This window comes from Alistipes sp. (assembly GCF_020026455.1).
Lineage (GTDB): Bacteria > Bacteroidota > Bacteroidia > Bacteroidales > Rikenellaceae > Alistipes.
This window is the reverse complement of sequence record NZ_JAHHQJ010000003.1, coordinates 121,572-133,351: the sequence shown is the minus strand read 5'-3', so window position 1 is coordinate 133,351 and position 11,780 is coordinate 121,572. Positions and strand designations below refer to the sequence as shown.

Below are 11,780 nucleotides of genomic sequence, written 5' to 3'. Positions count from 1 at the left end.
TTTTGTTGATTTTGAGTGATTTTTATGTTTTTTTGATTTAAAATGTAATTCCGGCTTGGAGTTCCACCGCATGGGAGAGGGTGCTGTCCGAGAAACGGCGGAAGTGGTAGTTGGCCGAGGCAAACAGGTTGAGCCGTCGTCCCAGGGTGTGGTCGGCCCTCAGGGCGCAGTGCATCAGCACCGCATCGAGCTGCATGCGCCGGTAGTCGTGGCGGACCATCTTCACCAGCGAGGCGTGGAGGTCGGCCACCGGCAGCAGCAGATGGGGACTCATGGCCGCGCGATAGCCCGCACCGGCCTCGCACCGCAGATACATGCGCGACCGCTTCAGCAGGACGGAGCCGTCGACGCCGCCTGCGAGATGACTCGCCCGGCGGTTCTGCGAGGGGTAGAGGTAGTCCTCGGTCTGTCGGCGGAAGTCGGCCCAGGGCGACAGGTTCCACTCCCAGCGGGTGCCGCGGCGGCCCATGTATGCGTCGATGCGTGCCGACAGAGCGCTGTATTCATACATTTTGAGGTCTCCCACCACGGCGTAGATGTTCGAAATCTTCTCGCCCACGATGCTCTCCGTGCCGGGACGGTAGTGGTAGCTCAGGCGTGCGCCCACGCCCCAGTGGAGGAGGCGTCCGGCGACCGTGCGACCGATGTGTGCGCTCAGCGTTCGGGGTTCGATGCGCTGGAGGGGCAGGTTGTTGAACGCGACGAGGATTTTCTCCACCTTTCTGTACGCGTAGCTTGCCGCGGCAAACCATCCGTCGCGGCCGTCGCGCGGCGAGACGGTGAAGGTGAGCGTGCAGCCGCTTCCGCGGTAGTGGCTGCCGGCCTCGCCGCCCGAGAAGCGCGAAAAGTGGCTGCCGAGTCCCGAAAGATGGTATTCGGCCTTGATGCCGAGCGGATTGTAGAACTCCACGTCGCCGCGCTGTTTGTACTCCTGCGCCTTGAGCGAGAGGCCCGTGAGGTAGTTGCCCGTGCGGAACGCCACCCCGGCACAGAATTGCAGCTCGATGGAGATGTTGCGCGGCCGGGGGTCGATGTCGCGATACTCGTGCGAAGCCCTGATGTCGGCTTCCAGGGCCCAGGTCCATTTGCGGCGCTGCTGTCCGTAGCCGCCCCCGAATGTGTAGGTCTCGGAGGTCAGGTCGCCGCCCGTCGAGTCGGCCGTGATGTAGGGATAGATGAGCTCGAGGTCGGAGGACGAGTTCCACGTCACGTTGCGGACGGTCCCGCGGCGGTAGCCGGCCTTGCCCCACACCGAAGTCCGGGGCGAGAGCCGGCGGAACGATTCGGCCGCGAAGAATCCGTAATCGCTGCCGTCGCCTGCGGCCAGAAGCTGCGCTTCGTCGTCGTGGTTCAGCCGGTAGCCCACGCCGGCCTGCGAGAAGTCGCGGAGGTAGGCCGAGGTGTGGACTGCCGGATTTGTGTGGAGTGCCGACAGCATGTGTTTTTGGGGCGAAAACTGCTCTTCGAGGGCGAGAAACTGTCCGCGCTGCTTGTCGGAAGGCCGTGGGGTGCTTCTCGACGTGGTGTCGGCGGCGGACCCGGCGGCCTGTGCCGGCGAGAGGAGGCTCGCGGCGGCGAAGAGTGACGACAGCAGATAGATCGCTCTTTTCATGGCGGTGTCAGTTTTTGAGAATTAGGTCAACGGTTGCCTCGCTCGTGTCGCCGACCAGGGTCAGCGGAGCGTTGTCGATGACCACCTCGCCGAAGCGCCGTTGTCCGTCGCTGTCGGTGTAGGTCATGCCGCCTCCCTCGTTGATACTCAGGCGATAGAGGCCCTTGAGCAGGCGGATGCGGAGTTTCCCGTCGATGAAGTCCGAGGTGGAGATGCGCTGTCGGGTGTTGATGTTCTCGAAGACCATGGTGGCCTGGAAGCGGAGCATCTCGATGCCGCGCGGCGGCTCGACCTCGAGTGTCAGCCGGGTGAACAGCGGGTCTGTATCCTTTTCGACGCATGCCGCCGACAGGAGGGCCAGCAGCAGATAGAGTCTCGTTCTCATATTATAGCTTGAAGTTTAATTCCATCCCGAAATAAGGGGTTGCACTGCGGCGCACGGTGACACCTTCGACCTTGTAGTCGGGGGTGTAGTTGAGCATCTGGGTGATGAACATGGCGGCGGAGAGTTTTTCGCCCATGAGCCGCTTGGTGACCTTGAGGTTGGTGGTCATGGCAAACGGGACGCTGTGCCAGCGGAACGACTTTTCGTTGTAGTGGATGATCAGCCACTTCAGATAGGGGTCCTGCTCGGAGGCTTCGGTGAAGGGGAAGCTGTTGCCGTCGATGTCGGTATAGTGCGACGGGCGGCTGCTGCGGTGGGTGTTCAGGTCGCGCGTGAGCCACTGGCACTGGAAGGTGAGCGAGAAGCCCAGACCGATGCGCGGCAGGTCGGTGTCGACCATGAAGTTGGTGTTGCAGATTTCGCGGATGTAGTGCGAATCGTCGTCGTAGATACCCACATAGCCCAGCTCCTTGTTGTCGATGAGCACCGAGGGGCTGTAATGAATGGGTTCGCTGTTGGAGTATTCGGTGCGGAACCATGCTCCCGTGATCGTGACGCGCGTGCGCAGGGCGGCGATACGCTGCGACGAGAAGGTGAACTCGACGCCCTTTTTGGAGGTGCGGCTACCGTTGGTGGTCGCGGAGTAGGAACGCAGCACGTTCTGCGTGGTGTAGGGCATCTGCTCGAGCGAGGGCGGTTCCATGAGCTGCGAGCCGTCGATGCCGCTGTAATCGTAGGCCTTGTAGGAGTATTTGCGGTAGGTGGCAGCCGAGCGGAATCCCGACTTCATATCCTCCTCGAAATAGGTCAGCGACAGCCGGTTGCCGGCCACGGTGACATCGCCGCGCACCTCCCACTTGAAGTTGCGGGCCGGCATGAGCCGGTAGTTGGTCGGGTCGGTGATGTAGGTGCGGACGTTGAAACGGCGCAGCGCCGCATTGGTGTGGAAGTAGTTGAGCTGCATGAAGTCGTAGTAGCGGGGCGCGGGGTAGAGCTGGTTCATGGTCGGGCTTTTGGTGTGCCAGCCCATGCCTCCGGAGAGGGCTGTGGTCACCTCGTGGCCGGCGATGGTGAAGCCGGGAAGCGACAGGCGCAGGTTGACACGGGGATCGAACCAGAAATCGCCGTGCATGGCGTATTTGCGTGCGATGTTGAACATCGTGAGCACTCTCAGTCCGGCCATGATGTCGAGGTGGGTGCGTCCCATGGTGAGGGTGGTGTTGTCCTCAAGGAACATTCCCAGGTCGTGCTGTGCCGGGATCTTGTTGTAGGGATAGGGGCGCGCGGCCACGCCCGAGAAGATGGGGCGCGTCATGTCGAAGACCTGCCCGCGGCCCAGGTTCTTGTCCAGCGACCAGTCGGCGCCGGCCACGATCGAGGAGCGGCTGCGGGCGGTGGAGAAGGCAAACGAGGCCATCCACTTCACGAAGGCCGACAGCGGACGTCCGTCGACGGTCATGCGGGCGGTGTAGGAGGCCTCGATCGGCACGGCGTCGAACTCTCCGGCCTCCATGTTCACGGGGGTGACCATGGGTTTGCTGATGGAGACGAAACGGCGGCGGCGGATGAGGTCCTTCGAGTAGTCGAACGAGGCGGTGCTCTCCAGCGAACGGAAGAAACCCTCGCCTTTGGCGCGGTACTCGAAGTTGATGCCGCAGTTCAGACGGTTGTACTGCGACTTGTAGTCGTCGATGTTGTGGTTGTTGAGTTCGGGGTCCTTCTTCTTGTTGTCGAACGAGCCGGTGTAGTCGAGGTGCAGACCCAGTGAGGTCTGGTGTGTGTCGCTGTCCCATTTCTTGTCGACGCGCAGCGAGCCGGTCACGCGTTTGAAGTTCTCCAGCTTGTTGCGGGGGTCGGATTTGGCGTCGAGCAGGTCGGCGCCGACATTGACGGTGAGGTTGCGGCGCGGAATCTCGAACCCCTTGCCCGCATAGAAGAGTTTGCTGGCCATGTCGGCCTTGAAGCGCGCGTTGAGCTGGTGCCCGCCCTTGCGGCGTTTGATTTTCACCAGTCCGCTGGTCAGGTCGCCGTACTGCACCGACGGGATGCCGCGCACGATCTCCACACTCTCGATCTGGTCGGTGGAAATGGTGCGCATGTCGACGCCCGAATTGACGAAGTAGTTGTAGCTGATTTCGGTGTCGAAGGTGCTGCTGCCGGGGATGTACTGCATGTTGGCATCGGTGCTGACGGGGGCTCCGTCGATGACAAACGACGTGCCGAGGGCCGAGGTGGCGTAGTCGGAACTGCTGACGCCCGTCTCGCGCAGATGGATCGTATTGGGCGAGCCGAGCAGGGGCTTGGTGGCCGTTCCTCCGGGCAGCAGCGACAGCAGGTCGGCGAAGCTCGACGGCTGGAGGTGCTCCATGGCCTTGCGGTCGATGGTCGACGAACTGGTGCTTCCCTTGGTCTCGGAGGCTGTGACCACCACATCGCGGATGGAGACCGCACTCTCGTGCATGACGATGCGGTAGAGCGTGGGCGCATGCTGCGAGAGGTGAAGTTCGCGGCGGTAGGGGTTGTAGCCGATGTATTCGGCGGTCAGCACGTAGCTGTCCTCGTGCAGCGAGAAGAGGGTGCTGCCCTCCTTGTCGCTGACGGCGGCGAAGATGTGGTTGTCGGCATCGGTGAAGGCGATGGTGGTGTAGGGCAGGGGCATACCTAATGAGTCGGTCACCTCCACCGTAACCCGGATTTTCTCCTGCCGTGCGGCATCCGGCTCCTCCCATGCCTGAAGGGGACCGTACAGCACAAGTAAAGCGGTCGTTATGAGGGTCTTGAATAGACGGTTTAAAAATCGGGTCATCTGTTGTCTTTTGGCTCGACGAATTTAGAGGCGTACAGGACCGGAGACAATACCCAATGCAGGGGAAATTTTCGGGGGTGGATACCTACTTTTGGGGACGCCCCCCCCCTCTTGCCGACCGCTGCTGCCGGTCGCGGAAGGCGGTGCGGGGCGTTGGAGGGCGGCGGGGAGTGCCGGAGGTGCGGGGATGGAAAAATCCGGCCGCGGGGTTTGTCCCCGCGGCCGGATCGGTCGGTTGGAAGCTGCGCTTGGGGCGCCTTGGGTCGCCGTCAGCGGATTTTGTCGAGTTCGACGGTGAAGTGGCGCAGGATCGGAGCCTCGAAGGTGATGCGGTAGCCCCGGGTGATTGTCGCACGGCGCTCGAAGATGTTGCGGCAGGCGGCGGCGATCACCCGGATGTGGTTGTCGGTGTAGACGCGGCGCGGGATGGCCAGACGCAGCAGTTCGAGCGCGGGGTAGCGGTTTTCGTGCGTCTCGGGGTCGCGGTCGGCCAGGATCGAGCCGATCTCCACACCGCGGATGCCCGCTTCGAGATAGAGCTCCACGGCCAGTGTCTGGGCGATGAACTGCTCCTTGGGCAGGTTCGGAAGCACCTGCTTCGCATCCACGAAGATGGCGTGTCCGCCCGCCGGACGCTGGTAGGGAACGCCGTACTGGTCCAGCAGGTCGCCCAGCAGCCGCACCTGCTGGATGCGGGCGTCGAGCTGTTCGAATTCCGTGTTCTCGTCCAGCCCCACGGCCAGTGCGTCCATGTCGCGGCCCGACATGCCGCCGTAGGTGACGTAGCCTTCGAACATGATGCCGAACGACATGGCTTTTTTGTAGAGCTCCTCGGAGCGCATCGCCACGAAGCCGCCCATGTTCACCACACCGTCCTTCTTGGCCGAGATGGTCATGATGTCGGCCCAGGCATACATCTCGCGGACGATCTCCTTGATGGTCTTCGAGGCGTAGCCCTCCTCGCGGGTTTTGATGAAGTAGGCGTTCTCGGCGAAGCGCGCCGAGTCCATCAGCAGGGGCACGCCGTAGCGGCGGCACAGTTCGGCCGTTTCGCGGATGTTGCGCATCGACACGGGTTGGCCCCCGGCCGTGTTGTTGGTGACGGTGAGCACCACGCACGGAATCTTCTCGCGCGGGTTCTCGCGCAGGATCTTTTCGAGTTTCGCAAGGTCCATCTCGCCCTTGAAGGGCAGTTCCAGCTGCGTGTCGGCCGCCGCATCGATCGTGCAGTCCACGGCATGGCAGCGGCGGAACTCGATGTGACCCTTCGTGGTGTCGAAGTGCGAGTTGCCGGGGACGATGTCGCCCTCGCGGAGCAGAGCCGAGAAAATCACGTTCTCGGCGGCGCGTCCCTGGTGTGTGGGGAGGAACCACGGCATGCCGAACAGGTCGCCGACCCTCTCTTTGAGCCGGAAGTAGGACGAGGCCCCGGCATAGCTTTCGTCTCCGGTCATCATCGCCGCCCACTGGCGGTCGGACATCGATCCCGTGCCCGAATCGGTCAGCAGGTCGATCGCCACCTGGTCCGAGCGCAGTTTGAAAAGGTTGTAGCGGGCTTCGCGGATCCATGCTTCGCGTTCTTCGCGGGTGGAGGTGCGGATGGCCTCGGTCATCTTGATCTTGTAGGGTTCGGCATAAGGAAGTGTCATCGTATGGTTGGTTTTAGGTTGTGATTTGTCGGTATTCCGACCCAAAATACGAAAATTTTCCCGAAATCGGAACTCGGGTACGCTATTTGTTCGGGATCTTGCCGAATTTAATTTCCGAATGCGATGCGAAAATACCGCTGTACCTGTTGCGAATATATCTATGATCCCCTGTCGGGCGATCCGGAGCACGACGTGGGGCGCTCCACACCGTTCGATGCTCTGCCCGACGACTGGGTGTGCCCGGTCTGCGGCCGGGGGAAATGGGCCTTCGAGGCGATGGAGGAGCAGGGAGGTGATGGAAGATCTGAAATAAGCGATATATGATTTTGTTTATCAACCTGTTAATTTCTTTGATTATGGCAACGACCGACACCGCGGCCACGCCGCGTTTCACCCCGCAGGACCTGCCCTATGCCTACGATGCGCTTGCTCCCGCCATCTCCGAGGAGACGATGCACTACCACCACGACAAACATTATGCGGGTTATGTCGACAAACTCAACACCCTGATCGTCGACACGCCCTTTGCCGGGCAACCGCTGGAGGACATCATCCTTTCGGCCGACGGGGCCATGTACAACAACGCCGCGCAGGCGTGGAATCACGAGTTCTTCTTCGGGCAGCTTTCGCCGAAGCCCCGGAAGGAGCCCTCGGGCCGGCTGCTGGAGGCCATCAACCGCAGTTTCGGTTCGCTCGACGACCTGAAGGTGGAGATGGGCCGCACCGCCGCGGGGCTCTTCGGCTCGGGATGGGTGTGGCTGGCCGAGGATCCCTCGGGGCGTCTGGTCGTCGTCGGCGAGCCGAACGCCGGCAACCCCATGTGCCGGGGCATGAAGCCGCTGCTGGCGATCGACGTCTGGGAGCACGCCTATTATATCGACTACCGGAACCGCCGCGCCGATGCCGTCGAGGCGCTCTGGAACGTCGTCGACTGGAAGGTCGTGGGCGACCGCTACGCAAAACGATAGACGGTTTCAGCCGGTGTCCGAATGCCGTTTCCTCACACGGGAAACGGCATTTTTCTTGTTTCTGGGGCGAGGCGCTGATTCGTGGATTTGGGGACAAAATTCATCATTTTGCGATCTTTTTGGTTCACCAATGCACTTTTCTGCGCAAAAGAATGTATCTTCGCAGCGCAGAAATTTATGATTCGGACCGGATGCAGGAGAGAATTCAATTGATATTGATTCTGTTACTCTTCGCCTTGACGGGGAGTTTGGAGGATACGTCGTTACGCAGCGATGCGGAGAGCGTACGCCCTGCCCTGACGCAATCCTCGGTGGCCGATTCGCACGCCGCGGCATGCAATTACTTGTCCGCCGCGATCTGTCCCGGTGGCGTCTCGATCGAGACCCCCGCGACCCAGTCGGACCACAAGGCCTTCGTGCGGCAGCTTGCCGGCGCACGCCCTGCCTGCGATGCCGCCTTCGGCCTCCGGACCGCAATGCGCACCTACTCCCCGGCGTTGCACCCCGATGCCGTGGATTACTATGTCTTCTCCTTGGGGCGTATTCTGATTTAGCCTTTTCCGTCGTTTTTCCTGCCGCATGTTTCCGCAACGTTGCCGTCTGCGGGGCGTGTGGGCATTCGTCGTGTCGGAATTGCAAATTGTAAAACATCATATTCTATGTATTTCACGCTATTGGTGGTCGTCATCCTTACGGCCATTGCGCTGGTCGCAGTCGCGCTGGGCATCGCCCGCGCCGTGTCGCCGCGTTCGTACAACCCCCAGAAGGGCGAGGCCTACGAGTGCGGCATCCCGACGCGCGGACGTTCGTGGATGCAGTTCAAGGTGGGCTACTACCTCTTTGCCATCCTTTTCCTGATGTTCGACGTCGAGACGGTATTCCTCTTTTCGTGGGCCGTCGTCGTGCAGGAACTGGGCGTCTATGGACTGGTGAGCATCCTCTTCTTTTTGGTGGTACTGATTCTGGGCCTTGCCTATGCATGGCGGAAAGGAGCTTTGGAATGGAAATAAAGAGACCGAAAATCAAGTCGATGAAGTATGAAGACTTCAACGACAACGAATACCTCGAGCAGATGGTGCGCGAACTGCGCGCAAACGGAACCCAGGTGGTGGCGGGATGTCTCGACGAGGTGATCAACTGGGGCCGCAGCAACAGCCTCTGGCCCCTGACGTTTGCCACGAGCTGCTGCGGCATCGAATTCATGGCCGTGGGTGCCGCGCGCTACGACTTTGCCCGGTTCGGGTTCGAAGTGGCCCGCGCCTCCCCGCGTCAGGCCGACTTCATCATGGTCGCCGGGACCATCACGCACAAGATGGCCCCGGTGCTCAGGCGTCTTTACGACCAGATGGCCGATCCCAAATATGTGATCGCCGTGGGCGGCTGCGCCATCAGCGGTGGCCCGTTCAAGAAGTCGTACCACGTGGTCAACGGCGTGGACCGGATTCTGCCCGTCGACGTGTACATCCCCGGATGTCCGCCGCGTCCCGAGGCGATGCTCTACGGATTGATGCAGCTCCAGCGCAAGGTGAAGCTGCAGCGCTTCTTCGGCGACGTGAACCGGCAGATCGACCGTGAGGAGTACGAACGGCTGCTGCGGAGCGACCTGACGGCGGAGAAGAACGATTTGAATGTGGACGAAGAAAAACGAGAATTATGACCCTGACAGATAAAATGAAGGAATGGGCGCCTGCGGCCGTGTGGTCGGAGGCCGGCGAGGGGATGTTCACCGTGCCGGCGGAGGCTTTCCGCGGGGTGGCCGAACGCCTGAAGAGCGAAGGATTCGATTTCCTGCGCAGCCTGACCGGCATGGACTGGGGCGAAGCGGGCTTCGGTGTGGTGTACCACCTCGAAGCCACCGCGACGGGCGAGAATGTCGTGGTGCGGACGCTGACCCCGGAACGCGAACACCCCGTCCTGCCCTCGGTGTGCGACCTGTGGAAGGCCGCCGAGCTGAACGAGCGCGAGGCGTTCGACTACTTCGGCATCCGGTTTCTGAACCATCCCGACATGCGGCGGCTGTACCTGCGCGACGATTGGGTGGGACATCCCCTGCGTAAGGACTACGACCCGGCACTGAACCCGCTCCGCATGAGCAACGAGGTCTCGAAGGACAGCACCCCGACCTTCGAGCTGCAGCCCGACGGCAGTTTCATCCGCGGGCGCAACGTGCTTTTCGAGGAGGAGGAGTATGTCATCAACATCGGTCCCCAGCACCCGGCCACGCACGGCGTGCTGCGCTTCCGTGTGTCGCTCGAGGGTGAGATCATCCGGAAACTCGACGTGCACTGCGGCTACATCCACCGCGGCATCGAGAAGATGTGCGAAGAGCTGACCTACCCCCAGACCCTCGCCTTGACGGACCGTCTCGACTACCTCGGGGCGTCGCAGAACCGCCACGCCCTCTGCATGTGCATCGAAAAGGGGCTGGGCATCGAGGTGCCCGAGCGCGTGCAGTACATCCGCACGATCATGGACGAGTTGCAGCGCATCGATTCGCACCTGCTCTTCTTCTCCTGCCTGTGCATGGACATGGGTGCGCTGACGGCTTTCTTCTACGGGTTCCGCGACCGCGAGAAGGTGCTCGACATCCTGGAGCAGACCACCGGAGGCCGTCTGATCCAGACCTATAACACCATCGGCGGCGTGCAGGCCGACATCCATCCCGATTTTGTCCGCAAGGTCAAGGCATTCATCGCCTACATGCGTCCCGCCCTGCGCGAGTACCGCGAGATCTTCACGGGCAATGTCATCGCGCAGGAGCGTCTGAAGGGAACCGGCGTGCTGACGCGCGAGGATGCTATTTCGTTCGGCGCGACGGGCGGTACGGGCCGCGCCTCGGGGTGGGCCTGCGACGTGCGCAAGCGCCATTCCTATGCCGTTTACGACAAGGTGGATTTCGAGGAGGTGCTCTTCACCGAGGGCGACTGTCTGGCCCGCTACATGGTCCGCATGCGCGAGATCGAGCAGAGCATGTACATCATCGAGCAGTTGATAGACAACATTCCCGAAGGCGAATACCGGGTGAAGACCAAGCCCGTGATCCGCATCCCCGAGGGCAGCTACTACGCCGCCGTCGAGGGCAGCCGCGGCGAGTTCGGGGTCTTCATCGAGAGCCGGGGCGACAAGTTCCCCTACCGCATGAAATTCCGCTCGACGGGACTGCCGCTCGTTGCGTGCCTGGAGACCATCGCCCGGGGAACGAAGATCGCCGACCTGATCGCCATCGGCGGCACGCTGGATTACGTGGTCCCGGATATTGACAGATAAAAAAGAGATTGGATATGTTCGACTTTTCTATAATTACGAGCTGGGTCCACGGACTGCTGACCTCGTTCCTGCCCCTCGGGCTGGCCGTTTTCATCGAATGCGTGATCGTCGGTGGCTGTCTGCTGCTGATGTACACCGTGATCGCCATACTGATGATCTTCATGGAACGCAAGGTCTGCGCCGCCTTCCAATGCCGCCTTGGGCCCATGCGCGTGGGTCCGTGGGGTACGGTGCAGGTCATCTGCGATGTCTTCAAGATGCTCACCAAGGAGATCATCACCATCCGCCGTTCGGACAAGTTTCTCTACAACCTCGCGCCCTATATCGTCATCCTGGCTTCGGTGCTGGCCTTCGCCTGCCTGCCGGTCGATAAGGGGCTGGAGGTGCTGGATTTCAACGTGGGTGTCTTCTTCATGATGGCCGCCTCGTCGATCGGCGTGGTCGGCATTCTGCTGGCGGGGTGGAGCTCCAACAACAAGTACTCGCTCATCGGCGCCATGCGCAGCGGTGCGCAGATGATCTCCTACGAGCTCTCCATCGGCCTCTCGATCCTCACGATCATCGTGCTGACTGACACCATGCAGTTCTCCGAGATCGTGGCCCGGCAGGCCGACGGGTGGTTCCTGTTCAAGGGCCACATCCCGGCGCTGATCGCCTTCGTGATCTACCTCATCGCCGGCAATGCCGAGGTCAACCGCGGGCCGTTCGACCTCCCGGAGGCCGAGTCGGAGCTGACGGCGGGGTATCACACCGAGTATTCGGGCATGCACTTCGGACTCTTCTACGTCGCCGAGTTTGTCAACCTGTTCATAGTCGCGGGCGTTGCCGCCACCATCTTCCTCGGAGGCTGGATGCCGCTGCACATTGCGGGCTGGGAGGCCTTCAATGCCGTGATGAACTGCATCCCGGGTTTCGTGTGGTTCTTCGCCAAGGCGTTTTTCGTGGTGTGGCTGCTCATGTGGATCAAGTGGACCTTCCCGCGCCTGCGTATCGACCAGATCCTGACGCTCGAATGGAAATACCTCGTTCCCATCGGGTTGGCAAACCTGCTGCTGATGGTCATTGTCGTCGTCTTCAAACTGCATTTTTAGTT

Annotated in this window: 11 protein-coding genes; 7 read left to right on the top strand and 4 right to left on the bottom strand. The window is 61.4% G+C overall.

Annotation, left to right across the window (positions count from 1 at the left end; all coding sequences use genetic code 11):
* Positions 1-37: 37 nt before the first annotated feature.
* The 4 genes from QZ460_RS02735 to QZ460_RS02720 all read right to left on the bottom strand — a co-directional run bounded on the left by QZ460_RS02735 (position 38) and on the right by QZ460_RS02720 (position 6,452).
* Positions 38-1,612 (bottom strand): DUF6850 family outer membrane beta-barrel protein, encoded by a 1,575-nt coding sequence (locus tag QZ460_RS02735; protein ID WP_290540056.1) that lies wholly within the window; start codon positions 1,610-1,612, stop codon positions 38-40.
* 7 nt (positions 1,613-1,619) lie between these two features.
* A complete protein-coding gene (locus QZ460_RS02730) occupies positions 1,620-1,997 on the bottom strand; it encodes a hypothetical protein (protein ID WP_290540055.1) in 378 nt (125 codons plus the stop codon).
* A 1-nt stretch (position 1,998) separates the two neighbouring features.
* A complete protein-coding gene (locus tag QZ460_RS02725) occupies positions 1,999-4,803 on the bottom strand; it encodes a TonB-dependent receptor (protein WP_290540054.1) in 2,805 nt (934 codons plus the stop codon).
* A gap of 269 nt (positions 4,804-5,072) precedes the next feature.
* Entirely contained in the window at positions 5,073-6,452 is a 1,380-nt protein-coding gene (locus QZ460_RS02720; RefSeq protein ID WP_290540053.1) for a tryptophanase, read from the bottom strand.
* A gap of 123 nt (positions 6,453-6,575) precedes the next feature.
* Between QZ460_RS02720 and QZ460_RS02715 the strand changes: the two genes are divergently transcribed.
* The 7 genes from QZ460_RS02715 to nuoH all read left to right on the top strand — a co-directional run bounded on the left by QZ460_RS02715 (position 6,576) and on the right by nuoH (position 11,778).
* The gene (locus tag QZ460_RS02715; protein ID WP_290540052.1) at positions 6,576-6,776 is read left to right on the top strand and encodes a rubredoxin; all 201 of its coding nucleotides are present in this window, start codon (positions 6,576-6,578) and stop codon (positions 6,774-6,776) included.
* Between the two features lie 32 nt (positions 6,777-6,808).
* Positions 6,809-7,420, top strand: a complete 612-nt coding sequence (locus QZ460_RS02710) for a superoxide dismutase (RefSeq protein WP_290540051.1) — start codon at positions 6,809-6,811, stop codon at positions 7,418-7,420.
* 215 nt (positions 7,421-7,635) lie between these two features.
* Positions 7,636-7,974, top strand: coding sequence for a hypothetical protein (locus QZ460_RS02705; RefSeq protein WP_290540050.1), 339 nt, complete (start codon positions 7,636-7,638; stop codon positions 7,972-7,974).
* Positions 7,975-8,079: 105 nt separating this feature from the next.
* The gene (locus QZ460_RS02700; protein ID WP_009599057.1) at positions 8,080-8,430 is read left to right on the top strand and encodes an NADH-quinone oxidoreductase subunit A; all 351 of its coding nucleotides are present in this window, start codon (positions 8,080-8,082) and stop codon (positions 8,428-8,430) included.
* A complete protein-coding gene (locus QZ460_RS02695; protein WP_290540049.1) occupies positions 8,421-9,077 on the top strand; it encodes an NADH-quinone oxidoreductase subunit B in 657 nt (218 codons plus the stop codon). Before QZ460_RS02700 ends, QZ460_RS02695 begins: the two co-directional genes overlap by 10 nt.
* A 62-nt stretch (positions 9,078-9,139) precedes the next feature.
* On the top strand, positions 9,140-10,687 hold the full coding sequence (locus QZ460_RS02690) for an NADH-quinone oxidoreductase subunit C (protein WP_290540127.1): 1,548 nt from the start codon (positions 9,140-9,142) through the stop codon (positions 10,685-10,687).
* Between the two features lie 14 nt (positions 10,688-10,701).
* The gene (gene nuoH, locus QZ460_RS02685) at positions 10,702-11,778 is read left to right on the top strand and encodes an NADH-quinone oxidoreductase subunit NuoH (protein WP_290540048.1); all 1,077 of its coding nucleotides are present in this window, start codon (positions 10,702-10,704) and stop codon (positions 11,776-11,778) included.
* The last annotated feature ends 2 nt before the right edge of the window (positions 11,779-11,780 follow it).